A 24,052-nucleotide genomic window follows, 5' to 3' on the forward strand; every position below is an offset into this window, starting at 1 on the left:
CTCCGCATCGTCCGCGACAATGCAGGATCCACTGAAACCCCGGTCGACATCTATTCCTCCTCTGCCAAGGAGGGGTCAGTTCTTCGTTTCGTCAGGGGGTCAGTTTCTCAGTTCGGCCGACACACCACTCTCGACCTGGAGCTTCAGCGCCTGGCGGAAGGCGTAATCGAGCGGCGGCTGGAAGCTGAAGGCCGGAAGAAAAACGCTTCGCAAGCGGCTCTGGTGGCACTCTCGCCCGACGGCGCGATCAGGGCCCTGGTGGGTGGCCGCGACTACGAGGCGAGCCAGTTCAACCGAGTCACCCAGGCGCAGCAGCGTCAGGCCGGCTCGCTGTTCAAGCTGTTCGTCTACCTGACTGCCTTGCAGAACGGGTACAGTCCTCGATCCACCGTCGTCGATCAGCCGACGCAGATCGGTGACTGGGAGCCCCAGAACGCCAACGGCCGCTTCCGGGGCGCGATGCCTCTGCAGACGGCCTTCGCCCAGTCGATCAACACGGTGGCGGTCCAGCTCGCAGACGAGGTCGGCATTCCGGCGGTGATCGAGACGGCCAAGCGCCTCGGTGTCACGTCGGAGCTGCCGAACGTGCCGAGCCTCGCGCTGGGATCGGCCGAGATGACCCTGCTCGAAATGACCCGCGCCTACGGGATCGTAGCCACTGGCAATGAGGCTCTGGCACCCTACACTGTGAGCTCGCTTCAGGGAGCGGGTCAGCAGTCCTTGGCCACACGTCCTGCTCCCCGGCCAAATGCTGGCGCACTTGGCGAGAGCCGAGGTGCGATGCTCGACCTCCTGCAGGCGGTCGTGCGCGAGGGCACGGGCAAGGCGGCGCAGCTGCCGAATGTGCCGGTCGCCGGAAAGACCGGCACCACGCAGGAATACCGGGATGCCTGGTTCATCGGCTTCACGCCGGACCTGACCGTTGGGGTCTGGGTTGGCAACGACGACAACACGCCCATGAACAAGGTGGTGGGCGGCGATCTACCGGCCCAGATCTGGCGCGACTTCATGGCCCGCGCCACACCCGTGCTTGCGAAGGGAAAGCGTCCCTCTCCCGTCACTCAGGTGGCCGGTAGTGCTGACCGCGCTACGCCTCTTCCGTTGCCTTCACCCGCTCCCTCTGCCACTGAGAGCCTTCGTGGCGTGCCGGAGGTGCTCGACACAGGAACCTTGGCAATTGGCGGCATCCTCATCCGCCTGGAAGGGATCCAGGGTGAGCGTGGAGCCATGGCTCGACAGCTCGCCCGTTTTCTGAGGCGGCGCGAAATCGCCTGCACCCAGAGTGGAACCTCAGGCGTGCATCGCTGCCAGATTGGCGGGCAGAATCTGTCGGCGATCATTCTGGCGGCCGGTGGCGGCCGCGCGACCCCGGATGCGCCGGACGAGCTTTTGGCGGCAGAGGATCAGGCCCGCTCGGCTCGGCTTGGGGTATGGCGACGCGGGGGATAGCAGACGGACCGGGGCAGCTTCGGCATGCGGTCGTTCGGGGCATGACGATCCGGTGCGGTGGCTATGACAGCCGGCGTCATCCCAACAAAACTGAGGATCGCTATTCAGGTGTTCGGTTCCGCGGCCTGAGCGACCGCGGCCTCTCCGGCGTGGAACTGGTGGTGGCGGACGACCATGCCGGGCTGCGGGCAGCCATCCGCGAGGTGCTGAGTGAGGCTGCCTATCAACACTGCTATATGCATTTTTTGAGGAACGCGCTCGATCACCTGCTGCGCAAGGTCGATGATGACGTCCTGCAGGAGCTGCGCTGGTTGTGCGACCGCCGCTCGGTCGAGGAAGCCCGGCGCGATCTAGCGGCCTGGACTGCCAACTGAGAGGGCTGCTACCTGCGCCTTGTGCCCTGGGCCGAGGAGACGATCGAAGAGACGCTCACCTTCTACGGGCTGCAGCGCCGGCACCACAAGCACCTCGATAGCACCAACATGCTTGAGCACGCCAACGAGGAGATCAGGCGACGGACTTACGTGGTGTGGATCTGCCCCGATGCGGTCTCATGCTGTCCGCTGGTACGAGCGCTGGCAGTCAATACGCATGAGAACTGGCTTGAGGCGCGCCGCTACGTCAACATGGAGGACCTGAAAGAGCACAAGAAGGATCAGTTCCGCGACGCCGCTCAGACAATCTGACTGGCCGCCCTGCTTTGCAGAACTTGACGCACACAATCGTCGCCGTCATCTGCAGTTCGCCGAGGAATGCTATTCTCGCTAATTGCCCGCGTTCTACCTTCCAGCCAACGAAAAAGGCCCGGGGAACCCCGGTCCTTTTCTGTCGCTCACGTGACGAACCTTAGTAGGTGCCGAACTTGTAGCTCACGCCAACGCGCACCGTGTGGAACTCAAGCTCGCTGCCCCCGAAGTCTGTAGTGTCGAATACGATGCTGTCGCCATCGTAGCGGGTGTAGCGGTACTCGAGACGGGTCGTCAGGTTGTTGGTGAAGGCATACTCGATACCAGCGCCGAGGATCCAGCCGGTCAACATGTCATCATTGGAGGCGCCGATACCGGCAGAGAGGCTGGCGAAGGCGAAACCACCGGCGGCGAAGATCAAAGCGCGATCAAACGCGAAGCCGGCGCGAGCGCGGATCGAGCCCTGCTTCCAGTATGGCAGGACCTCTGAAATACGCGCGGCAGGATCGCATCCTACTCGGATATCAGGGGAACGTGCGAGGAACGAGGCGGCGCATCCAGAGTCTGAACGCGATACTCCTCGCACCAAGGAAGATCAGGAAGGACATCCAAAGCCCGTGGTTCCCGAAGGCAGGTGTCAGAACTGCCCAAGCCGCGAGATATATGGCTAATGAGAGTAGCATCATATTGCGCATCTCACGCGACCATGTCGCGCCGATAAAGATGCCATCCATCTGGAATGCTACCGCTCCGGCGAGTGGGAGAAGTACGGCCCAAGGAAGGAACTCATAAGCCATGTGCTTCACAGGCCTGGATGGCCCTATCCAATCGATCACCAATCCCCCTGTGAGGGCGATCGCAAACGAGATGCCAACCGCAATCCCGACGCCCCAACCGGTGGTGAGTCGGACCATTTGATCGAAGGCAGGGCGGTAGCGTGCGCCTACCGCACGGCCTGCAAGTTGCTCCGCTGCCGTAGCCATCCCGTCGAGGAAGGAGATGGCAACGGAATAGAACCGGAGCAGGATGGTGTTCGCGGCCAGAATGTCTATTCCCATCGCCGCGCTCTGTCGCGTGAAGAACGAGATCCCGAGAAGAAGTGCGAGCGAGCGCACCATCATGTCCGAGTTGACTGCCGCCAGACGGCGCAGGCGCCGGGTATTCCAGATCTCTGCGAGATTCCAGTGAGCGGCGCTGGTGCGCGTGATGACGAGGCCAAGACCTGCCGCAGTAGTGACAGCTTCCGCGACGACGCTGGCGAGAGCAGCCCCCTCCACACCCCATCCGAGATACAGCACCCACCACAGGCTTAAGGCGATTCCGAGACCGTTGAGCAGCGTCTGCAGCATCAGTCCGAGAAACGCCTCCCCTCGCCCAAGAATCCAGCCAAATGCAACATAGTTGAACAGAACAAACGGTGCCGACCAGATGCGGATCGCGAAATACCCCTTTGCTGCCTCTGCGACCGCTCCCGACGCACCAAGGACCTCGAGGCCCAGAATTCCGATTGGCTGCCGCAGCAGCACGAGCGTGACGCCCACCCCTACCGCGATTACGAAGGCTCCGAGCAGCATGCTCTGTTCCTCCGTGCGGTTGCCAGCGCCTACAGCCTGGGCTGTAAAGCCTGTGGTCGCCCCCCGCAGGAAGTTGCAGGACACGAAGACCACATCGAAGATGACGGAAGCCAAGGCCACGCCGCCGATGAGTGCGGCATCTCCCGCGCGCCCGACAACGCCCGTCGCCACGAGCCCGACAAGCGGTGTCGAGAGATGGGCAAGCATCATCGGCAGGGCTATGCGTAGGATCTCCTGGTGGGACACTTCGAAAGATCGACTTCGTTTGTCGCTCACCGTTCGACCTTTCTGCTGCGGGAATCCAGACATCACCCGCCGTGGGGATCAGTCCTGCCGCCGCGGTTCACCGAGAGTGTGCATGAGGCGGTTGGCCCAACCAAAGATGGCTGCGGCATGGGTCAGGTCGAGGATCTCCAGATCGCTGAGGCCGACCTCGCGCAGCGCAGCAAGGTCTTCCGCGTCGATAGAGCCAGGTGCGCGCGTCAGCTTGACGCCATAATCGAAAATGGCTTGGTCGCGGGCTGGCAACTCGGCGTCGGCCCCCTCGCGATAGATCGTCTCGACCACATCGGGACGCTTGCTCAACGTGATGTAGCGGTTGGCATGGACCGAGGCGCAATAGATGCAGCGATTCACCACGGAGGCCGCGAGAGCGCCCAACTCGCGCTCGGCACGTGACAGTCCACCGCGGCTGTACATGATGTCGTTGTAGAGCGGCGTCCGCTCGGCCAGGATCTCCGCGTCCTGAGCGAGCACCAGCAGATAGGCAGAAACCTTAGTGTTTGATGGGGTCACCTTTAAAACATCGAGTTGCTCCGGGGTCGCTTGCTGCAGGTCGACCGGAGTAACGTAGGGGTGCCAGTCCAGAGTTTGGAGGGTCAGTTCGTGCACGGGATCGCCCATTTCATTCGCCTTTCAGCATGCGCATTCCCGCCGCCACGCGGGCTTGATAGTTCACAAAGGCAATCAGACCCGTTAGCGTCACAACGTCCCGGTCGGTGAGGCCAGCGGACATGAGTCTCTCGACGTCGCCACGTGTTGCCTTCTCAGGGGAAAGCGTCAGCAGATCGACGTGGCGCAGGATCGCGTTCGTGCGCGCATCCACGGCGTTCGTGATACTAGGATCGACGAGCGTCGCCGTGGACGAGCCAGCCCCCTCACCACCGAGCAGACCGGCATAGTGGGCGGCTAGCGCATCATCCTTCAGGAGGCGGGCCATGCGGCATGCGAGCGCCGCACGTTCGACGTAGGAAAGGTTACCAGCATCAGCCGGATGCAAGGCGGCCCTGTAGCTCGTCTGGCTCAGGCGCAGGATTTCCGGACGCTCGCGGCGCAAGATGCCCACCCCCGTTGCGGGGTTGAGGCCCGCTGCCTTGTCGATGATATCCGCAGGGTCGCCTAGATCCATGATGAGATGTTCCTTTCGTCTCGGATGGGAGGGACCGAAATGGGGCGTCTAGACAATCCGGACGTCCGCCGGACTCTCGGCGTCGGCATCTTGCCACTCGTCACCCTGAAGCTCCGGCTGCGAGTAGTCGAGAAGAGCTTGCCAGTGGTGTTCAACGTCGGATACGAAGAAACTGGCCGCCACACCTCGAGCAAGCCACGCCGCTCCCTCGCTGATCGCCGGAATATCGCCGCTGACCTTCCCCAGGCTCAGGGTCGCGCCATAATTGAAGCAATGGATCTTTGGCAACCAGGGCGCGGTGCCGGGCACTTTCTCCATGAAGGAAAAATCGTCACCAAGCCAGGGGAAGGTCGCAAGATCAGCGTTCCCTGTCTGGGCTGGAGGTGTGTAGTGATCGCCCCACGTCGCAATGTTGTCCGAATACTCGGCGAGCTCGGGTCGACTCGTCGCGCTGACCGAAAATCCAGTGCCGAGGATCACATGATCGGTGATGAAGCTCCGACCGGCCTGCGTCCTGATGACGATTTCATCGCCCCGCACCTGCATCGTCTCGATGCCGCAGCCAAAATGGAAGAACGCGTTGGAATGACGGCTCACCCGCTGGGTCGAGTTGCGCGGCGCAGGCGTCTGCTGCTTGAAGGAGTAGTCCATGATGCGCCAGCGCCACACGGGGCTCAGCTTCGGGAAGCCAGCCGTCATCCCGTAGGACCCGACCCCCATGAGCTTGTTGATCGTCGGCATCTTCTGTCGCCGCGCCAAAAGCCGGACCTCACGGGCACCCTCCTCGAGCGCCACAGCAGCGTTGTCCATCGCGGAGGCACCGACCCCGATAACCACCACCCGCTTTCCACGAAGGGCGGCGAAGTCGATTTCGTCCGAGGAATGGGACCAGCGTTCGCGTGGAAGATCCCGCACAAACGACGGGATCGTTGGTGCTCCCAGTCCCTCACGACCATTGGCGAGAATGACACGGCGCGTCAGGATGGCAGGCTGATTGCCATTCTCGATTTCAAGCTCGAGGAGGTCGTCGAGCGGGCGGATGCGCGTCACCTCAATGCCGTTCTCCACCGGTAGCTTCAGCACACTACGGTACCACCGAAGGTAATCCATCCACATCGGGCGCGGGATGCGGAAGAGTTCTTCCCACGCCTCGGTCCCGAACTGCGCCGTAAACCATGCGCGAAACGTGAGCGAAGCCACACCATAGGCTGGCCCCAGCAATTGTTTGGGCGAGCGTAGCGTCTCCATCCGCGCATAGGTCATCCACGGCCCCTCGAACCCTTCGGGGTTCTTGTCGACGATCCGCAGATTCCGAATACCCGCACGCGTAAGGGCGAAGGCGGCTACGAGGCCGCACATCCCTGCGCCTACCACCACCACATCACTGACCGGCCGTTCACTGGAATGCGTGGTGGTAGGAAGCCAGTTCGCTGGCGGATAGTTGAGGTAAGCGAGATCCTGCTCTACTCGAGCGCCAAGGGCCTCTAGGCCGCAGTCGCTCGCGTCACGATGAGAATGTGTCACGTATCGCCTCGGTCTGTCGTGGGTGTAGCGGCGCGAAGGCGCGTTAATCGTGGAGAATCACGGCGCTGTCCTCGTTCCAGCGTATCCAGACCTGCGGATCCAACAGCCGGCTCGAGGAGGCCGGATCCACGAGGGCATTCAGATAGCACCCCGGCGCAACCTCAATTCTCAGGGAGGTGTGATTGCCTTTGAAGATGCGCTGGTCGACCCGTCCGGGCAGGCTGTTGACACCCGCCTGCCCTTCCGGAGAGCACTGGATGGCTTCAGGACGAATGGCCACGTGTATGCGGTCACCCGATTTAGGGTGGACATCGTTAACGGCGGCGCGCATGGGACCCCCGGCCCACCTGAGCGCAGCGCTCCGCTCGTCGGCCCCTTCGACGATACACTCGAGCAAGTTGGTCTCCCCGATGAAATTCGCCACGAAGCGGCTGCGCGGCCTACCGTAAAGCGTGTGCGGGTCGCCAATCTGTTCGATCTTCCCCTGGTTCATCACAACGATCTGATCCGACATCGTGATGGCCTCCTCCTGATCGTGCGTCACGAACAGGAAGGTCTTCCCGGTCTTCTCCTGGATGGATTTCAGCTCGATCTGCATCTGCTGACGCAGCTTCGCGTCAAGGGCGCTCAGAGGCTCGTCCAGCAGGAGCACCTGGGGATCGGGCGCGAGTGCCCGCATCAGGGCGACGCGCTGGCGCTGGCCGCCGGAGAGCTGTGCAGGCATCCTGTCGGCGAATGCCTCGAGCTGGACGAGATTGAGCAGTTCCGTGACACGGCGATGGATCTCGTCCGACTTCCGGCCCTGAAGCTCCATTCCGAAAGCGATATTGCGCGCGATCGTCATGTGCGGGAACAGGGCATAATCCTGGAACACGATGTTCACGTTGCGCCGGTTGGGAGGAAGGCGCGTCACGTCCTTGCCGCCGAGGAGGATCCGGCCGGAGTTCGGGATCTCGAAGCCCCCGAGCATGCGCAGGGTCGTGGACTTGCCGCAGCCCGATGGACCGAGCAGGGTCACGAACTTTCCAGGCTCGATCTTGAGATCCAGGGCATCTACGGCTTTGTACTGGCCGTACAATTTCGTGACATTGTCGAAATGGACGATCGGTTCCATCAGCGGGCTCTCGAACTGCGGGTGAAATGCTCGGCGTAGAGGCCGACGGCGGCGGTCGTCACCAGGACAAGGGTCGCCATTGCGTTGATCTCAGGCGACATGCCCCCCTGGATCTTGGCAAAGATGAGCATCGGCAAGGTCGCCTGGTAGCCGCCGAGGAAGAAGGTGCGGACGAAATCATCGATGCTGAGCAGCATGCAGAAGATCATGCCGCCGATCACTGCTGGCCACAAGAAGGGCAGCGTCACACGAAAGAAGGCGATGATGGGATCAGCACCGAGGTCTCGTGCGGCATCGACCAAGCTGCGCGGCATGGCGCGAAGGCGTGTAAGGACCATGACGACGACAAAGGGGACGGCGTGCACCGTGTGTCCGAGAATAATCGCTTCGGTTCCCGTCTGCATGTCGATGGTGCGGACGAAAATGCGCAGTGAAATGGCCGAGATCATGCCAGGAACCACTGCCGGGATGCACGCAAGCGCGAAGATCACGGTCCGGGCCCAAATTCCCTCGGCGGAGATCAGGAGCGCAATCCAAACCCCGATGACCGTGGCCGCAGCGGTCGAGCTTATGGCGATCAGGAGAGAATAAGCGAACGCGGACAGGAACTGCTGGTCCTGAAGTGACTTGGCGTACCAGTCGAGCGTCCATTTCCCGATCGGGAAGGCAATGAAGTTTGCGTCCTTGAAGCTCATGAGCATCATCAGTGCCAAAGGCGCGAGAAGGTAGAGAACGAAAGCCCAGTAGGCTGCTGTGAGCAGCATGCGTGGCATATCGACCAGGGCAGGATTCTCGCGCATCACATGAGCCTCGCTGTCCGATCGCCGATGACCCGCATGAAAAGTCCTGCCGTGATCAAAGAGGCGACTAAGAGGATAGTGGCGAAAGCCGCTCCGATGGGCCATTTGTCGCTCGCGCCGTGGAAGAAGGCACCGATCGTCTCGGGGAACAGGGATGTGTTGGGCCCTCCGAGCAGCATCGGCGTTGCAAATACACCGATACAGGTCAGAAACACCAGGCTGCAGCCTGATACAATTCCATCGCGCGACAGTGGCAGAACGATCCTGCGGAACCGAGTCAAAGGACCCGCTCCGAGGTCGGCTGCGGCATCAAGCAGATGCGAGGGGATTTTCTCGATCGCCGAGTAGAGCGGCAGCAGCATATAGAGGCAGATGAGATAGACCACGCCGAAGCTCAGGGAAAAATAGCTGTAGAGCATGGGGATTGGCCGGTCGATCAGCCCGAGTTCGCGGAGCAGCATGTTGAGGGCACCGCGATTGGCCAAGAGCATGATGACTGAGAACGTTCGAATGATCTCGCCCGCCCAGAAAGGCACCAGCAGCAGCAGCAGAGCCTTGGTGCGTCGCTGCGGGCGGACGATCTTGGCGATGTAATAGGCGATCGGGTAGACGATGATCAGCGTGACCGCCGTCGCCAGCGCCGAGAAGATCAGGCTGCGGATAAAGGGGATGTAATAGATCGGCTCCTGGAAGAAAGCCGTGTAGTTGGAAAGGGTGTAAGCTGCTTCGGCGCCCTCCTCCAGAGGATAGTTCGCCAGGAAGCTGATACGGATCACCTGGAACAGAGGTCCAAGGTTGAACCCGACGATCCAGATTAGGGGAACAGCCACGAGTAAGAAAAGCCGACCGATGCGCGTCTCAAGGACGGCACCGATGGTTGAGCGGTAGAGTGTCGAGCCCGCTAGGTAACCAAAGACTGATCCGTAGCGTGGAGCTGCACGGGGTTCGTCCGGGGGATGTGCGGCGGTCGTTGCGCCCTGAGTGATCACTGTCATACGTCCGTTTTGTCGTTCCGCAGCCCCCAGCAAGAGTGACCGGAGGCTGCGCTTGGATGTTTAGGCGGCTTTGATCTCGGCGGACGCGCGATCGACCATCTCGTTCTTCATGTCGCGGTTTTGTGAGCTGAAGAAGCGGATGCGCTCGACCTGGGCCTGTGGCAGGGCCGCGGCCTTCCGCTCGCGCTCGTTCAGCAGTTTATCCACACCACTGAAGGTCGAGGCAAAGCCCGACTGGCGAGTCATGGACGCGCCGACCTCCGGCGAGGCAAGCACCGCGTCGAGGAACTTGTATGCGTTCTCAGCATTCGGCGCGTTGTTCACCAAATTAAGGGTGTAGACGAAGCCGTAGGTGCCTTCCTTGGGCACGGACAGCTCGACCGGGTGGCCTTCCATGATCAACTTGGCCGCGGGGCCAGACCAGGCCTGTGCAAGATAGATGTCCTCATTGATGAACATCTGCTGCACTTCCGAGCCGGCATCATAGAACTTGCGCAACATGCCCTTATTCTTGATCAGGAAGTCACGAGCCTCGTTGGTCGCCTTCTGCGCCTCCTGAGGTTTGCCCATGTAGCTGACGAAATCGCCGTCATGCCCGAGATAGAGCATCGTGATGGAAAGGAAGTCACCGACGATGTACGAGGTAAGTCCCTTGTACTTGGGATCGAACATCACGCCCCAGCTGTCGGTGTCCTTCACCTGTTCGGTGTTCCGCACCAGCCCCTCGTAACCAGCGAGGATAGGCGTGCCCCAGATATTGCCGTTAATGCGCAGCCAGGGCGAATCCTGGTAGACGCTGATCAAGTTCTTCCAGTTGGGGATGCGCCCCGTGTCGAGTGGAGCGAGCAGCTTCGAATCGACAAACTGCGCGAATCGGTGGCCAGCGACCGTGACGATGTCCGTGGAGGGCTTAGACGCCTCCGCCGTAAGCAGATTGTACTGCTTGCCTTGGTCGTCCGTAAGTCGGATGCGGACTTCGATGCCAGTATCGCGCTGGAACTTGTCGAGAAATTCTTTGGGCAGGAATTTGTCGTAGGTCGTGATGTTGAGCACCTGGGTCGCCGCCCAGCCCGGCCGCGGGCGAATGATGTAGGGCACTGCGAGCGCACCTCCACCAAGGATCTTCAATGCGGATCTGCGTGTCGTCCTGACGTCCATCTTATGTCCCCTCTCTTTATTGAAGAGGCCTGTCCTCCGGATCGTGAGCCGCGGGATAGGCCAAAGGCAGGCGGGATTTAAGCCCACCTGATCGGCGCGGGACAAGCCCAAACTTGGCCGTCCGCGCCAAATTGAGAAACCGGACCTGATTCCGGCCCGTCGAATGGAGGAGCTCCGCACGACGTAGTGCACGTCAGGAAGCCCAGTTCAGGATGATCTTGCCGCTGTCACCTCTCTTCATGACCTCGAAAGCGCGTTCGTACTCCGCAACGTCGAAACGATGTGTAATAACCTTTCTTACATCGAGGCCCGATTGCAGCAGTGAAAGCATCTTATGCCACGTCTCGAACATCTCACGTCCGTAGATGCCCTTCACCGTGATCATCTTGAACACGATTTTCGTCCAATCGACCGGAAAAGGACGCGCGGGGATGCCAAGCATCGCGATCTTTCCACCCATGACAAGATGATCGACCATCTGCTCAAACGCGGCGGGGGCGCCACTCATCTCAAGGCCGATGTCGAACCCCTCCTTCATTCCAAGCCGTCCCATGACGGAGGCAAGGTCCTCCTTGGATATGTCAACGGGCACTACGTCGGCGACCTCCGCGGCGAGCGTAAGGCGCTTCGGGTTTACGTCGGTAATGACGACATGCCGAGCGCCGACGTGCCGCGCGACGGCTGCGCTCATGATTCCGATAGGGCCAGCGCCGGTGATCAGCACATCCTCGCCCACGAGGTCGAACGACAGTGCCGTGTGCAAGGCATTGCCCAGGGGATCGAGAATAGCACCGATCTCGTCGTCAATGTCGTCAGGAAGAGGAACGATGTTGAAGGCGGGGATCTTGACGTAGTCCGCGAAGGCTCCCTGAATGTGGACGCCGATGCCTCGCGTCTCGGGATCGAGGTGGAACCGCCCACCGCGGGCTGCCCGGCTCCTCATCCCGATCACATGCCCCTCGCCGGACACGCGCTGGCCGAGACCGAGATCGCGAACCGCAGAGCCTTTCTCGACAATCTCACCGGCGAACTCGTGGCCAACGACCATTGGCACCGCAACCGTGCGGCTCGCCCACTCGTCCCATGTATAGATGTGAATGTCAGTGCCGCAGATTCCCGTTTTGCGCACGCGCACGAGCACGTCTTCCGGTCCGATAGTCGGGACGGGCTCCTCGTGCAGCCAGAGGCCGGGAGTCGCTTGGGCTTTAACGAGCGCTTTCATCGAACCTGTTTCCTTAAGGCCATCATCAGATAATGCCGAGCGCCTTGCCGGCATCCTTGAAGGCATCGACGGCATAGTCGATATCGGCGTCACTGAGCGCGGCCGATATCTGCGTGCGAATGCGCGCCCTCCCCTTCGGCACGACAGGAAAGAAGAAACCTGCAACGTAGACGCCGCGCGCGTCGAGCGAACGCGCCATGTCTTGCGATAGGCGCGCGTCATTGAGCATCACCGGTATGATGGGGCTCGAACCGGGAAGAAGTTCGAAGCCGGCCGTTGCCATGGCACCCCGAAAGCGCTCCGCATGGCGAGCGAGCGTGGCGCGTCGATCGTTGGCGCTCTTCGCGATCTCAATCGCGCGCAGCGAGCCCGCCGCAACAGCTGGCGCCAAGCTGTTGGAGAACAGATATGGCCGAGCCCGCTGGCGCAGGATGTCAATGACCGGCTGCGCAGCGGCAACGAAGCCGCCCATTGCTCCACCGAGGGTCTTGCCGAGGGTGCCGGTCACGATGTGCACCCGGTCCCCGACACCGGTAAGGGCGGGCGTTCCGCGACCCTCCTCACCGAGATGACCGGTAGCGTGGCAATCGTCCACCATCACGAGCGCATCGTAGCGCTCGGCGAGATCACAGATCGCAGGCAGGTTGGCGATGTATCCGTCCATCGAGAAGACGCCATCGGTCACGATGAGCTTGAAGCGCGCCCCGTCAGCAACGGCCTCCTTGAGGCTGTCCTCGAGGGCGTTCATGTCGCCGTTGGCATAGCGATAGCGCTTGGCCTTGCTCAGGCGAATGCCGTCAATGATCGACGCGTGGTTGAGCGCATCGGAGAGGATCGCATCCTCCGGGCCGAGCAATGGCTCAAACACGCCGCCATTGGCATCGAAGCAGGCTGCGAAGAGGATTGCATCTTCTTTGCCGAGATAGCGGGCGATGGCACACTCCAACTCGCGATGCAGCGTCTGCGCCCCGCAGATGAAGCGAACAGAAGCCATGCCGAAGCCGAACCTGTCGAGGCCCTCTTTGGCAGCGGCGATGATGTCGGGATGATCAGCGAGACCAAGATAATTGTTCGAGCAGAGATTGACGACACTGCGCGTCCCGCCCGCCGAGGCGACGTCGATCCGTCCGCCTTGAGGCCCCGTGATGAGGCGCTCCTGCTTGTAGAGTCCCTCTGCCTCGATGTCCTTGAGAAGGTCGGCCAGGTGATCGAGGAACCTCACATCCGCTCTCCACGCTTTCAATATAATGGATATTTCCACTATAACGGAAACGTGTCAAGTTGGATCCAGAGTATTTTCTGTCACCTTCCCTAAAGTTTATCGATAGAGGAGGATCATCAATCCTTTAGCCGGCTTGTTGAGCACATTACGGATCCGATGCGGCACGTCAGCTGGATAGCGCGCCGTCTCTCCCGCCTTGAGCGAACGTGTGACGTGGCCGCTCGTGATCTCGAATCCATCCGTGTGCGCCGTGAAATGCTCGAAAGCCCCGGTTGCGTGCGGCCCGCTGTCCAGCATCCCGGACGGGGCGATTTCGACCTCGTACCATTCGATGCGTCCCGCAAGGCGTGCAGGGCTAAGGATACGAAGCCGGCAGGATCCGTCGCCACTGCGGATCTCCGGTGTTTGCGTTGCCGGCACGATCTCGATCGTATCATCGGACGAATGCGGCACGGACTTTCCGGCGAGAAGATCCGAGAACTCGATCTTGAGCGCCCTTGTTAAACCCCAAAGCACGGCGAACGTGGGATTGGCCTGCCCCCGCTCGATCTGGGACAGCATCGATTTCGAGACACCCGACAGCGCTGCCAGTTGTTCAAGTGTCAGCCCGAGGCTCTTCCTGTGACGCTGGATGATTGGGCCGATCTGCGGCGTATTGATCTCTTCAGCCATGCAGGTTAACTTTCCCACGTCCTGGAAAATGGAATTTCAACCATAGGCCAATATAGATATACTATCCATCCAGAATAAAGAAGACCTGCGGATGGACGAATCCAGTTTCGTGGATTGCGGATGGCATCAAGATCTCTCAGAGGCATTCGCAAGCTGGGCACGAATCCAGCTGATAGCATACACGCCCTGCAAGGCGCGGATACGTGCCGAGCGGCACCAAAACCAACGGAAGAGGAGAAGTCGATGCGGGTGAGTATTCTTGGAGCGGGCGCTATAGCCTATGGGGCGGCTGCCTATCTTGCGCAGGCGGGACACGACCCCATGCTTTGGTCGCCCTCTGGGGAGCGCACCAAGGAGCTTGCCGCAGGAAAGCCTCTGATGGCCACCAATGCGGTCGAGGGGACCTTCACGCCGCGTATTGCCCGGAGCTGCTCTGAGGCCGTCGAGACTGCTGACGCGGTCATGATCGCCCTGCCCGGCTACGGTCACAAGCGTGTGTTCGAGGCGGCGGCACCCCATATCCGCGAAGGGCAGCCGGTCATCATCAGCTCGCATGCCTCGTTCGGCGCGCTGTATCTCTCGAAGTTGCTTGCCGCACGCGGTGTACGCGCGCCGATCATTGTTTGGGGCACTACCGTAACGACCGGTCGGCAGAAAAGTCCAACCGAGGTATTCGTGGCCACCGTACGCCAGAAAGTCGATCTCGCGACAGTTCCGCAGAGCGCCATCGCCGAAGGGCACGCGCTGTGCACCACGCTTTTCGGCGATCGCTTCGTCAAGCGCGACGGCCTGCTTGCGATCGCCCTGAGCAACCTCAATCCTCAGAACCATCTCGCGATCGCACTCCTGAACCTGACCCGCATGGAGCGCGGCGAAGTGTGGGGCCAAGGCGAGAATGTCACACCCACCGTCGGACGCCTCATCGAGGCACTCGACGAGGAGCGTCTGGCCATTGCAAAGACCTTTGGCTTGTCGGTGCGCACCGTGAAGGAGCACTTCTCACTCTCGTTCCATGTGCCCATGGGCAGCGTGTCAGAGATGAATCAGGAGATGCACCGCCAGGGTCGTGGAGGCTTCGGCCCCACCACTGTGAACAGCCGGTACATTCTGGAGGATGTTCCCTTCGGCCTGGTGCCGACTGCTCTTCTCGGGCGAATGGCCGGTGCGCCTGCAACCCTGCACGAGGCAGGTATTAATCTGTTCTCGGCGGCGTATGGGCGCGACTTAACGAGAGACAACGATCTATTACCCGCACTCGATCTCGATAGCTGCTCCCTCGAGCAGTTGCAGAGGCTTTGCCACAGCGGCTTCTGACACACGGCGTGCCGCCGTTCGCAGCAGGATCAACATATCCTGCTGCGCTATGCGGGAATTGGCAGCGGGAACGAGGCTGCCTCCTCGGTGCGTCGTGGCAGAGTGAGCCTCGTTGGCGGGTGTGAAGGCGGAGGAATGAGACACGAGACCATATCGAGAATGGCTCCGTTCTCGCCCCAAGCGAGGGCGCAGATTCTTCGGGCGGCCTGTCTGGGATCAATCTTGATGAGGATAATATCGGTCTGAGGATTGAACCTGATGAGTTTCTTATTGTTGAGGCGGATAGCCTGCAAGCGCTCAAATTGACCAATGACACCTCGAGTGTGTTGTGGGCAAAATGGAACGCGATCCTGTCCTGTCAGGCCCAGAAGGGCAGACCAGAATGCTTCCTCCTCGCCCGTTTGCCCCTCGAACGTATCGGAGATGCGAAGCCGGACGCGCTGGATGGCGAAGCGGTGGGCATTGCTGAGTTGCTCTGCGAGTGCCTGCGAGCATCCTGCCCACCGGGAGCATTGATCATCAAATGCATCAAATCGTTCTTGGGGCAGCGTCAGCATCATATCTGTTCAATATAAAGGATTTTTCTTCCTGTAAACAGGAAAATCCATTATTAAGAACAGGATGTTTTGTATGGCATCCCCTGGAGCGAGCATGATCTTGTTCGTAGTGGAGCGCAGTAGTGGCCAGGCCCAGCCAAGGGATTTGATTATCAGGACAGCGGCCTAGGATGGTGCTCAGGAGGATTCGACGGCTAGTGGTAGCAGTAAGGATAAATGCGCCTCTCGGCTCCGAGAAAAAATTATTGCGCTTCCGAGTGGGAGCATTCTGAGCGGCTTGTGATTGGACCAGACAAAGCCTGGGCGCAGCATATGCGCGTGACACGGCGCATGCTTCAGATGGGTTGGGTTTTGCCAGTAGAGCGGCACAGTTCGCACTCATGCCCGAGTTAACGCAACTGCACCTCCGCCGTCAGGATCGAGAGATCTGAGCCCAGGGGCGCCTGTTGAAATCTTCTGCGGCGAATCTTTCAATCACATTCCCGTGGCTGAGGGTCAGGTCGATATCGTCCCAGCCGTTCAGAAGCTTCATGCGCCAGACGGGATCGACTGCGAAGGGAACGACCAGATCGCCCGCAGTGATCGTCTGGATCTCAAGGTCGATCCGCAACGCAGAAACGCCGCTCTCGATCGCTCGAAACAGAGTCTCCGCATCCTGCTCTCCGACACGCGCCGGAAGCAGGCCGTTGTTGACGGCATTGGACGCGAAGATGTCGCCGAAGCTCGGCGCAACGACACATCGGATTCCATAATCGACCAGGGCGTAGACGGCGGCCTCCCGGGAGGAGCCCGCTCCGAAATTCCTCCCCGCCACAACGATGTGCGCCTGCCTGAATTCTGGTCGGTTCAAAGGGAAGCCTGCAATCTCCGCCCCGTTGCTGTCAAACCGCATGTCGTGGAGCAGGTAGCCGCCATAGCCCTCAGCCCGGGAGCGCTTCATGAATCGGGCCGGGATCAGCTGATCCGTATCGATATTAGGATACGGCATGGGGCACGCAATCGCGGTCAGGTGCGTGAAGGGCTGCATCAGGAGCGCTCCTCGATCAAAGCACGGACGTCGGCGAGACGGCCCGTCACGGCGGCAGCCGCGACCATGGCCGGGGACATGAGATGGGTTCGCGAGCCGGGGCCCTGCCTCCCCTTGAAGTTCCGGTTGGTGGTGGAGGCGCAGCGCTCACCGGGCTGGACGATGTCTCCGTTCATGCCAACGCACATGGAGCAGCCTGACTCTGCCCACTCCAGACCGGCCTCTCGGAAGATCCGGTCGAGCCCTTCAGCTTCCGCCTGTTGCTTGACCAGGGTCGAGCCGGGCGACACGAGTCCCGGGACCTTGGACTTTCGTCCGGCGAGAACCAGAGCGGCCGCGCGAAGGTCCTCGATCCGGCTGTTGGTGCACGAACCGATGAAGACCCGGTCAATGCGAATATCGGTGAGCTTCTGGCCGGGCTTGAGGCCCATGTAGTCGAGAGCGTTGCGGATCTGCTGCGCCTTGCCGTCGTTGTGCATGCTGTCCGGATCGGGAATCGTCGTCGTGATCGGCAGCGCCTCTTCCGGGCTGATCCCCCATGTCACGACGGGCGCGATATTGGACATGTCGAGAACGATGTCACGGTCGAACACCGCATCCGGATCGCTCGACAGCCGCATCCAGTCCTCCACAGCCCTGTTGAAGGCCTCGCCTTTCGGCGCGAAGGGCAAATCGCGAAGGAAGTCGATCGTGGTCTCGTCGGGCGCAACCATGCCGCACCGCGCGCCCGCTTCGATGGACATGTTGCAGAGAGTCAGGCGTCCTTCCATCGACAAGGACCGGATCGCCGATCCGGCATATTCGACCGCGTGGCCCTGCGCGCCGTCAGCTCCAATCGTGGCGATGATCGAGAGCGCGATATCTTTCGCCGTGATGCCGGGAGGGATTTTTCCGTCGACGGTGATCCGCATCCGCTTCGGCTTCTTCTGCCACAGGGTTTGGGTCATCAGGACATGGGCCACTTCCGAGGCTCCGATGCCGAACGCCCAGGCGCCGAAGGCTCCGTGGGTCGAGGTGTGGCTGTCGCCGCAGACGACGAGCAAGCCGGGAAGCGTCAGCCCTTGCTCCGGGCCGACCACATGGACGATGCCCTGGCGCGGATCATTCAGGCCGAAGAGCATCACGCCATGGCCGAACGTATTCTCCTCCAGCTGCCGGACCATACTCAGAATCGCCGGATCGATGGAATGTCCGGACCGGCGCGTCGGCACGTAATGATCGGCGACGCCGAATGTCAGATCCGGACGGGCCACACCGGTGCCGCGCTCCTTCAGCTTATTGAAGGCATGAAACGAGCCCTCATGGACGAAATGACGGTCAACCCATAAGAGGGTCTGCCCGTCCTCGCGCGTGACGATCGCATGGCTGTCCCAAAGCTTGTCGAACTGAGTTTTAGCGGACATCGACGCACTCTCACTCAACCTACGAGGCCAGCTTCGCGACGAAGCCATCGGCTTTCTCTTCGTCCCCCTTCGCGGGATCGTAGCGCGCGCCGTCGCGGAGAACGGCCGTGGTGCCAATCACGTCGTTGAGCTGCGTGAGATCGTACATGCGATCGCTGTAGGCGGCGGTCGTGCCGGACGCTCTCAGCTGGCCGAGAAACTCGCCCATCGTCCGCGCGAGGAGGCGGACCAGGGCGCCCGGATAGATAATGATGCGGAACCCGAGCCGCGCCAGATCGCCCGATGACTGCACGGGTGTCGTTCCGCCCTCGACCATGTTCGCAAGCAGAGGAACGCGGGGCTCGAACCGCGCCTGAACGGACTTCATCTCGTCGATGCTGCGAGGCGCTTCCACGAAAAGGACATCAGCGCCCGCCTCGAGGTACATCTCGGCGCGATCCAAGGCCGCGTTCAGCCCCTCGACAGCAATCGCGTCCGTCCGGCCGACGATCAGGGTATCCTCGCTCTGCCGTGCATCGACGGCAGCCCGAATTTTACCCGCCATCTCGGCGGGAGGGATGAGCGCCTTGCCTTTCAGGTGGCCGCAGCGCTTCGGAAAGGACTGATCCTCGAGCTGAATCGCGTTCGCGCCGCTGCGCTCCAGCGTGCGGACCGTCCTTTTGACGTTGATGGCGTTTCCGAAGCCTGTGTCTGCATCGATGATGATTGGGATTTCGATGCGGTCGCGAATCCGGAAAAGCGCGTCTGCGAACTCCGTCAGCCCGAGTAGTCCGATGTCCGGCTGGCCGAGCCGCGTATAGGCCAGCGAGGCCCCCGAGAGATAAACGGCTTCGAAGCCAGCCTGTTCGGCCAAGGCAGCGCTCAAGGCATCGAAAACGCCGGGGCAGAGGAGCGGCGGGTTCTGGGCGAGGCGGCTTCTCAGGGAATATTTGGTGCTCACGACGGTGTCTCGTTCCTTGCTTCGCAACTTGTACTATGGGCATAACAACTAGACAAGATGAGCGGGTGCGGAGCCGCGCTTGGCATTTGGTATAGGTCGCCGGCCATTTTCTTGTTCGCGGGCAGCTGCTACCGGATTGGTCTTGGCGGTGTGCCTTGTTTAAGATGATGCCGCTCGATGGGGAGGTGCTGGGCAATGACGGTTCACTCGAACCCTCCGGGAGGCGAAAGCCCATCCGGCTTGCTGTCGCCGCGCCATCATCAGGTCTACGTCGTTCTCAAGCAGCAGATCGTCGAGGGCACGTACCCGCCGGGACAGCCATTGCCAGGCGAGCACGAACTCGCATCCCTGTTTTCGGTCTCTCGGATCACCATCAGGCGAGCGCTCGACCGGCTCGATGACGAGGGGCTGATTTCCCGTCGCCGGGGATCCGGGACCTACCCGCAGCCGCCCCTGCGACAGGAGCCGCTGCGCGGCAACCTGAGAGGTCTGCTCGAGAACCTTCTGGCGATGGGCCTCAAGACATCGGTTCAGGTGCTGTCCTTCGCATATGTGGCGGCCTCGACCGAAGTAGCCCGGGCCATGGAGATTCCTATCGGAACGGTTGTCCAGAAAACCGTGCGCGTGAGGCGGCTCAAAGGCACACCTTTCTCCTATCTGACCACCTATGTTCCGGAAACGATCGGCCGCACGTTCAGTAAGGCAGATCTCGGCAAGAAGCCGCTCCTCGTTCTCTTGGAGGAGGCGGGCGTCACCGTGGCGCGGGCCGATCAAACGATCACCGCGAAGCTCGCGGATACCATCGTGGCACCCTTGATTGAGGTGGAGGTTGGCTCGGCGCTGCTGGCCGTCAAACGCCAGGTCCGGGACGAGAAGGGCCGTGTGGTCGAGTATATCGAGGTTCTCTATCGCCCCGATCTCTACGAGTACGAGATGAGCATGCTCCGGGTGGCTGGAGCAGAGAGCCAGGTTTGGGCTCCCGATGCGGGCGACGCGCGGGAGCCAGGTCGGAGAACGTAGCGCATTCTCGGCGGGAGTGCGGGCTCTGTCTCATTCGTCATGGCCGGATCGGGTCCAGCCATGACGAGGGACAGCGCGTCGGTGAAAAGTGGATGCCACTTTTCACGTCCAACGTCCTAGTCCGCGGTGATTTTCGCTGTCTCGATGACCTTCTTCCACTTGGCCCGCTCGGCGGCCAGGAAGGTATCCAACTCCTCGGGCGTGCTGGTGACCGGCTCGATTCCGAGATCGCTCAGGCGCTTTTTGAGTTCCGGCTTTTCGAACTCTTCCTGGATCGTCTTGCTGATCGTATCGATAATAGGGCGAGGCGTTCCCTTAGGCGCTACGAGAGCCAAGAAGCTCAACGCCTCGTAACCCTTAACAGTGTCTCCGATCGGTGGAACGTCCGGAAGACTCTTTTCGCGAGTCGCCGACGTGATGCCCAGCGCCTTGAGCTTGCCCGCCTGAACCTGCGGAACCGCCGTCTGCAAGTTGTCGAACATCAGCTCCACATGGCCGCCGAGAAGATCGGTCATGGCAGGGCCGGCTCCCTTGTAGGGAATATGCACGATGTCGACGCCGGCCATGGACTTGAAGAGCTCTCCGGCCAGGTGGCTGGTCGCGCCGGCGCCCGAGCTTCCGAAGTTGATCGCGCCCGGTTCCTTGCGCGCGAGTTCGAGCAGCTCCGCGACGGAGTTCGCCTTCACCGACGGATGGGCAACGAGAAGGACGGGACTGCGTGAGAGCAGCACCACGGAGGCGAAGCCCTTCTCCGGTTCATAGGGGAGCTTCGCCTTCAGGTATTGGTTGGTCACCTGCGTGGCCGGAGTCGCAACCATCAGCGTGTAGCCGTCCGGCGCGGACTTCTGGGCGGCCTCGGCGCCGATCGCGCCCGATGCCCCACCCTTGTTCTCGACGACGAATTGCTGGCCGAGCCTCTGCGACAGCGCTTCCGCGGCGATTCGGCCCATGACATCCGTCGCTCCGCCAGCCGGGAATGGGACGATAATGCGGACGGGTTTGGTAGGCCAGTCACCCTGCGCGTTCGCGCTCACAAGCGGAACGCAGGCGGCGAGTGCCACTGCGACGAGCGGTTTCCAAAGGTTCATGTGTTTCCTCCTTTTACGAGATTTAGCCGAAGGCTTGGTGGCGCTTTTTCTTGATTGTCGGGAGAACGACCAGCAGCAGCAGCGCCAGGGTCCCCAGGAGCAGCGCAAGGCTAAGCGGACGCGTGACGAACGTTGTCGGGTCGCCGCGCGAGAGGCGCATGGCGCGAAGGAGATTGTCCTCCATCATGGGCCCGAGCACGAAGGCGAGAAGTAATGGCGCCGGTTCGCAGCGCAGGCGGTACAGGAGCAGTCCGAGGGCGCTGAAGGCGACCAGCAGCAGGATCTCGAAAGTGCTGTTGTTGACGCTGTAGACGCCGATGCAGCAGAACACCAGGATCACGGGGTAGAGCCAGCGATAGGGAACCGTCAGCAGCTTCACCCAGACGCCGACCAGGGGCAAGTTGATGACGACCAGCATCACGTTGCCGATCCACATGGAGGCGATCAGACCCCAGAACAGTTCCGGCTGTTCGGAGATGACGCTCGGCCCCGGACGGATGCCGTGAATCGTCAGGGCTCCTGCCATGAGCGCCATGACGGCGTTGGCCGGGATTCCGAGGGTCAGCAGGGGAATGAACGAGGTCTGCGCTCCGGCATTGTTGGCGGCTTCGGGAGACGCGACCCCTTCGACCGCACCCTGGCCGAACCGCGACGGATCCCGCGCCAGGCGCTTTTCGATCACGTACGCGGCGAAGGAACTGAGAGTCGCGCCGCCGCCGGGGAGGATCCCGAGCAGGGCCCCAAGTCCGGTTCCGCGCACGGCCGCGGGCCAGGCCAACCTGAACTCCTCGCGGCTAGGCCAGAGCTTGCCGAAGGACACCTTGGCGACGCTGCGCTCCTCCGGCTGCACGATGTTCCGGATGATCTCGGGTACGGCGAACAGGCCCATGGCGATTGGCACGAAGCTGATCCCGTCCGAGAGCTCGAGGACTCCGAACGTCAGGCGCTGCAGGCCCGTGGTGGTATCGGTGCCGACCATGCCGAAAACGAGGCCGAGCGCGATCATCGCCAGAGCCTTGAGCACGGAGCCCTCGGATAGGACGATCGCAGCGACGAGCCCCAGGACCATGAGCGAGAAATATTCGGCCGGCCCGAACAGGAGCGCGGCTTCCGTCAGCGGCGTTGCCGCCGCGGCGAGAACAAGCGTTGCGAGACAGCCTGCGAAAAGGGACGCCAGCGCGGCGATCGCCAGGGCGGCTCCGGCCCGTCCGCGCCGCGCCATCTGATACCCGTCGAGGCATGTGACGACAGAGGCGCTCTCCCCTGGCAGGTTCATGAGAATCGCCGTGGTCGAGCCGCCATACTGAGCGCCGTAATAGATGCCCGCGAGCATGATCAAGGCGCTGACCGGCTCGAAATGGTAGGTGAGCGGGAGAAGGAGCGCGATCGTGGCGATCGGCCCGACGCCGGGCAGAACGCCAATAAGGGTGCCGACGAGCGCACCCGCGAAAGCGAAGAAGAGATTGGCCGGAGTCAGCGCGACTCCAAAACCCGTGACGAGGTTGGGGAGAAGATCTTCCATTATCTTACCAGTTCGGCAGCAGCGGGAGGGACACGCCGAGCATCTCCACGAAGAGAAGGGCCGAGAAAATCACGAGCCCCATCGTGAGGATCAGGACCTCGGTGAGGCGGGCGCCGGGGCGGGCGAAGACGGACAGGAACACCGACACCGTGATGGCTGCAACCAGCCCGAGCCGTTCGGCCGCGAGAGCGAACGCGATGATAGACCCGAAAATCAAGATGATGGGGCGAATCGGAATGCGGGCCGGAGTCTCCTCAACGTGTCTCGCCTCGGCGACCCAAATGAGTGTTCCGAGGCCGATCAGCAAGAATCCGAGGAGCCGAGGCCAATATCCCGGCCCCATTCGAATGGCCGTTCCGGTGGGATAATCCCACACCGCTAGTAGGGTGATCGTACCTGCGGCGACAAAGAATGGACCCGCGCCGGAGAGTGCCCGCAGGAGTTTCATGGAGAAATCTGACCGCATCTGCAATGCCTCTGTTTTCCAAACCAAAGCGGGCAAGTTGTCATGACATTAGTACATCTATGCAGGCCAGCAAGCGGTTTTGCAAATGGCCCTTTAGTCGGATAACATAGGGGCTGCCGCTGGGAGCGGAACGAACGGATTTTTCACAAACTGTTCCGTAGCTCGATGTGGCGTACTCCTCCGGCACGCTCCGGAGGCACATGATGTTAAAGGTCGCCATTTTGATCGTTCGGTAATCCTGCTGGGCGTCCGCTGGTATCTGGCTTACCGATTCAGCCTGCGGGATCTTGACGAGATGACGGCTGTGCGCGGCATCTCCGCCGACCATTCCACAATCCACAATTGGACAGTGCGCTATGCTCCTGGCCGGCCTGGACCTGCGCCGATAGCGCGATGCGCGCTTGCGCGCTTGCGCGCTTGCGCGCTTGAGCTGGGGTGCCTTGGGCCGGATCGACAGCCCTTCCTCGCGGTAGAGGCGGTAGGTACGCTTGGTAGGGAGCATGCCCGCCGTTCGCCGATCCCATAGGCCTTCTGCAGATGGCCTGCGATCTCGCGCCGAACGACGGGCTTCACCACTTTCTTTTGACCGCGTCCTGAAACATGGTCTTGTCCAGGATGAGGTCCGCCACGAGTTTCTTGAGCCGGGCGCTCTCATCCTCGAGTTGCTTAAGGCGGCGGATCTCGGTCACGCCCCTGCCGGCGAACTGCTTCTCCCACCGGTAAAAGGTCAGCTCGGTGATGCCCATCTTGCGGATCACTTCCGCCACCGGCGTGCCGCTCTCGACTTGCGCAGGGCCAAGGCGATCGGCTCATCCGTGGAGCGCGACTTCTTTATGGCACTGACCCTCCTCAAGGATCAAAATGCCCAGAAAAGTTGTCCTCCAAATGGGC

General features: G+C 61.4%; 22 protein-coding genes and 3 pseudogenes. 5 read left to right on the forward strand and 20 right to left on the reverse strand.

The genetic code is table 11. From position 1 onward, the window contains the following. Positions 1-1,449: penicillin-binding transpeptidase domain-containing protein (locus ACS5Q0_RS19230; protein WP_473128259.1), on the forward strand; the 1,449-nt coding region annotated here is incomplete at its 5' end. Positions 1,450-1,574: 125 nt separating this feature from the next. Further along, positions 1,575-2,135: pseudogene (locus ACS5Q0_RS19235) on the forward strand (transposase); the annotation flags it as partial. A 160-nt stretch (positions 2,136-2,295) separates the two neighbouring features. Here ACS5Q0_RS19235 and ACS5Q0_RS19240 read toward each other — a convergent pair. From ACS5Q0_RS19240 to ACS5Q0_RS19295, 12 genes are all read right to left on the reverse strand, one after another. After that, on the reverse strand, positions 2,296-2,721 hold the full coding sequence (locus ACS5Q0_RS19240; protein WP_473128260.1) for an outer membrane protein: 426 nt from the start codon (positions 2,719-2,721) through the stop codon (positions 2,296-2,298). Next, a complete protein-coding gene (locus ACS5Q0_RS19245; protein WP_473128261.1) occupies positions 2,660-4,018 on the reverse strand; it encodes an MATE family efflux transporter in 1,359 nt (452 codons plus the stop codon). Before ACS5Q0_RS19245 ends, ACS5Q0_RS19240 begins: the two co-directional genes overlap by 62 nt. 15 nt (positions 4,019-4,033) lie before the next feature. Continuing rightward, positions 4,034-4,612, reverse strand: a complete 579-nt coding sequence (locus ACS5Q0_RS19250; RefSeq protein WP_473128262.1) for a peroxidase-related enzyme — start codon at positions 4,610-4,612, stop codon at positions 4,034-4,036. A gap of 1 nt (position 4,613) precedes the next feature. After that, entirely contained in the window at positions 4,614-5,117 is a 504-nt protein-coding gene (locus ACS5Q0_RS19255; RefSeq protein WP_473128263.1) for a CMD domain protein, read from the reverse strand. A 48-nt stretch (positions 5,118-5,165) separates the two neighbouring features. Continuing rightward, complete coding sequence (locus tag ACS5Q0_RS19260) at positions 5,166-6,641, reverse strand: NAD(P)-binding domain-containing protein (RefSeq protein ID WP_473128264.1); 1,476 nt, start codon at positions 6,639-6,641, stop codon at positions 5,166-5,168. Positions 6,642-6,684: 43 nt separating this feature from the next. Continuing rightward, positions 6,685-7,755, reverse strand: coding sequence for an ABC transporter ATP-binding protein (locus tag ACS5Q0_RS19265; RefSeq protein WP_473128265.1), 1,071 nt, complete (start codon positions 7,753-7,755; stop codon positions 6,685-6,687). Next, entirely contained in the window at positions 7,755-8,555 is an 801-nt protein-coding gene (locus ACS5Q0_RS19270) for an ABC transporter permease (RefSeq protein WP_473128266.1), read from the reverse strand. The genes ACS5Q0_RS19265 and ACS5Q0_RS19270 overlap by 1 nt, the downstream gene beginning before the upstream one ends. Further along, entirely contained in the window at positions 8,555-9,550 is a 996-nt protein-coding gene (locus tag ACS5Q0_RS19275; RefSeq protein ID WP_473128267.1) for an ABC transporter permease, read from the reverse strand. Before ACS5Q0_RS19275 ends, ACS5Q0_RS19270 begins: the two co-directional genes overlap by 1 nt. A gap of 60 nt (positions 9,551-9,610) precedes the next feature. Continuing rightward, complete coding sequence (locus tag ACS5Q0_RS19280) at positions 9,611-10,708, reverse strand: extracellular solute-binding protein (RefSeq protein WP_473128268.1); 1,098 nt, start codon at positions 10,706-10,708, stop codon at positions 9,611-9,613. 193 nt (positions 10,709-10,901) lie between these two features. Next, positions 10,902-11,930: an L-threonine 3-dehydrogenase gene (tdh, locus tag ACS5Q0_RS19285; protein WP_473128269.1), complete on the reverse strand. Its 1,029-nt coding sequence runs from the start codon at positions 11,928-11,930 to the stop codon at positions 10,902-10,904. A gap of 25 nt (positions 11,931-11,955) precedes the next feature. Continuing rightward, positions 11,956-13,152: a glycine C-acetyltransferase gene (locus ACS5Q0_RS19290; protein ID WP_473128270.1), complete on the reverse strand. Its 1,197-nt coding sequence runs from the start codon at positions 13,150-13,152 to the stop codon at positions 11,956-11,958. A gap of 96 nt (positions 13,153-13,248) precedes the next feature. Then, a complete protein-coding gene (locus ACS5Q0_RS19295) occupies positions 13,249-13,824 on the reverse strand; it encodes a helix-turn-helix domain-containing protein (protein ID WP_473128271.1) in 576 nt (191 codons plus the stop codon). A gap of 243 nt (positions 13,825-14,067) precedes the next feature. Here ACS5Q0_RS19295 and ACS5Q0_RS19300 point away from each other — a divergent pair, with 243 nt between their 5' ends. Next, positions 14,068-15,138, forward strand: coding sequence for an NAD/NADP octopine/nopaline dehydrogenase family protein (locus ACS5Q0_RS19300; protein WP_473128272.1), 1,071 nt, complete (start codon positions 14,068-14,070; stop codon positions 15,136-15,138). Between the two features lie 47 nt (positions 15,139-15,185). Here ACS5Q0_RS19300 and ACS5Q0_RS19305 read toward each other — a convergent pair whose 3' ends face one another. The 4 genes from ACS5Q0_RS19305 to ACS5Q0_RS19320 all read right to left on the reverse strand — a co-directional run bounded on the left by ACS5Q0_RS19305 (position 15,186) and on the right by ACS5Q0_RS19320 (position 19,065). After that, the gene (locus ACS5Q0_RS19305; RefSeq protein WP_473128273.1) at positions 15,186-15,698 is read right to left on the reverse strand and encodes a hypothetical protein; all 513 of its coding nucleotides are present in this window, start codon (positions 15,696-15,698) and stop codon (positions 15,186-15,188) included. A gap of 409 nt (positions 15,699-16,107) precedes the next feature. Beyond that, positions 16,108-16,722, reverse strand: a complete 615-nt coding sequence (gene leuD / locus ACS5Q0_RS19310; protein ID WP_473128274.1) for a 3-isopropylmalate dehydratase small subunit — start codon at positions 16,720-16,722, stop codon at positions 16,108-16,110. Then, positions 16,722-18,125: a 3-isopropylmalate dehydratase large subunit gene (leuC, locus tag ACS5Q0_RS19315; protein ID WP_473128275.1), complete on the reverse strand. Its 1,404-nt coding sequence runs from the start codon at positions 18,123-18,125 to the stop codon at positions 16,722-16,724. The genes leuD and leuC overlap by 1 nt, the downstream gene beginning before the upstream one ends. Before the next feature lie 19 nt (positions 18,126-18,144). Further along, on the reverse strand, positions 18,145-19,065 hold the full coding sequence (locus ACS5Q0_RS19320) for an isocitrate lyase/PEP mutase family protein (RefSeq protein WP_473128276.1): 921 nt from the start codon (positions 19,063-19,065) through the stop codon (positions 18,145-18,147). Between the two features lie 195 nt (positions 19,066-19,260). Here ACS5Q0_RS19320 and ACS5Q0_RS19325 point away from each other — a divergent pair, with 195 nt between their 5' ends. Then, positions 19,261-20,085 carry a GntR family transcriptional regulator gene (locus ACS5Q0_RS19325; RefSeq protein ID WP_473128277.1) on the forward strand — a complete coding sequence of 275 codons (825 nt, stop codon included), beginning with the start codon at positions 19,261-19,263 and terminating at the stop codon, positions 20,083-20,085. A 116-nt stretch (positions 20,086-20,201) separates the two neighbouring features. On the opposite strand, the gene ACS5Q0_RS19330 is transcribed toward ACS5Q0_RS19325, so the two are convergent. Genes ACS5Q0_RS19330 through ACS5Q0_RS19340 form a run of 3 tightly spaced genes read right to left on the reverse strand, consistent with a single transcriptional unit; the run spans position 20,202 to position 23,161 of the window. After that, positions 20,202-21,173, reverse strand: a complete 972-nt coding sequence (locus ACS5Q0_RS19330) for a Bug family tripartite tricarboxylate transporter substrate binding protein (protein ID WP_473128278.1) — start codon at positions 21,171-21,173, stop codon at positions 20,202-20,204. A gap of 22 nt (positions 21,174-21,195) precedes the next feature. Next, positions 21,196-22,695: a tripartite tricarboxylate transporter permease gene (locus tag ACS5Q0_RS19335; protein WP_473128279.1), complete on the reverse strand. Its 1,500-nt coding sequence runs from the start codon at positions 22,693-22,695 to the stop codon at positions 21,196-21,198. Positions 22,696-22,699: 4 nt separating this feature from the next. Then, complete coding sequence (locus tag ACS5Q0_RS19340) at positions 22,700-23,161, reverse strand: tripartite tricarboxylate transporter TctB family protein (RefSeq protein WP_473128280.1); 462 nt, start codon at positions 23,159-23,161, stop codon at positions 22,700-22,702. Positions 23,162-23,396: 235 nt separating this feature from the next. Here ACS5Q0_RS19340 and ACS5Q0_RS19345 point away from each other — a divergent pair. Then, a pseudogene (locus ACS5Q0_RS19345) lies at positions 23,397-23,525 on the forward strand (IS6 family transposase); the annotation flags it as partial. Between the two features lie 128 nt (positions 23,526-23,653). Here ACS5Q0_RS19345 and ACS5Q0_RS19350 read toward each other — a convergent pair. Next, positions 23,654-23,996 (reverse strand): annotated as a pseudogene (locus ACS5Q0_RS19350) (transposase); the annotation flags it as partial. Positions 23,997-24,052: the final 56 nt, after the last annotated feature.

The sequence above is a fragment of the Microvirga sp. HS2 genome (assembly GCF_055792805.1).

Bases quoted from the DNA above. Each gene is read 5' to 3' on its own strand.
- ACS5Q0_RS19275 (WP_473128267.1), bottom strand. From the start codon at position 9,550: ATGACAGTGATCACTCAGGGCGCAACGACCGCCGCACATCCCCCGGAC.
- ACS5Q0_RS19250 (WP_473128262.1), bottom strand. From the start codon at position 4,612: ATGGGCGATCCCGTGCACGAACTGACCCTCCAAACTCTGGACTGGCAC.
- ACS5Q0_RS19325 (WP_473128277.1), top strand. From the start codon at position 19,261: ATGACGGTTCACTCGAACCCTCCGGGAGGCGAAAGCCCATCCGGCTTG.
- tdh (WP_473128269.1), bottom strand. From the start codon at position 11,930: ATGAAAGCGCTCGTTAAAGCCCAAGCGACTCCCGGCCTCTGGCTGCAC.
- leuD (WP_473128274.1), bottom strand. From the start codon at position 16,722: ATGCAGCCCTTCACGCACCTGACCGCGATTGCGTGCCCCATGCCGTAT.
- ACS5Q0_RS19280 (WP_473128268.1), bottom strand. From the start codon at position 10,708: ATGGACGTCAGGACGACACGCAGATCCGCATTGAAGATCCTTGGTGGA.
- ACS5Q0_RS19245 (WP_473128261.1), bottom strand. From the start codon at position 4,018: ATGTCTGGATTCCCGCAGCAGAAAGGTCGAACGGTGAGCGACAAACGA.
- ACS5Q0_RS19265 (WP_473128265.1), bottom strand. From the start codon at position 7,755: ATGGAACCGATCGTCCATTTCGACAATGTCACGAAATTGTACGGCCAG.
- ACS5Q0_RS19305 (WP_473128273.1), bottom strand. From the start codon at position 15,698: ATGATGCTGACGCTGCCCCAAGAACGATTTGATGCATTTGATGATCAA.
- ACS5Q0_RS19270 (WP_473128266.1), bottom strand. From the start codon at position 8,555: ATGCGCGAGAATCCTGCCCTGGTCGATATGCCACGCATGCTGCTCACA.
- leuC (WP_473128275.1), bottom strand. From the start codon at position 18,125: ATGTCCGCTAAAACTCAGTTCGACAAGCTTTGGGACAGCCATGCGATC.
- ACS5Q0_RS19335 (WP_473128279.1), bottom strand. From the start codon at position 22,695: ATGGAAGATCTTCTCCCCAACCTCGTCACGGGTTTTGGAGTCGCGCTG.
- ACS5Q0_RS19340 (WP_473128280.1), bottom strand. From the start codon at position 23,161: ATGCGGTCAGATTTCTCCATGAAACTCCTGCGGGCACTCTCCGGCGCG.
- ACS5Q0_RS19330 (WP_473128278.1), bottom strand. From the start codon at position 21,173: ATGAACCTTTGGAAACCGCTCGTCGCAGTGGCACTCGCCGCCTGCGTT.
- ACS5Q0_RS19295 (WP_473128271.1), bottom strand. From the start codon at position 13,824: ATGGCTGAAGAGATCAATACGCCGCAGATCGGCCCAATCATCCAGCGT.
- ACS5Q0_RS19255 (WP_473128263.1), bottom strand. From the start codon at position 5,117: ATGGATCTAGGCGACCCTGCGGATATCATCGACAAGGCAGCGGGCCTC.
- ACS5Q0_RS19300 (WP_473128272.1), top strand. From the start codon at position 14,068: ATGCGGGTGAGTATTCTTGGAGCGGGCGCTATAGCCTATGGGGCGGCT.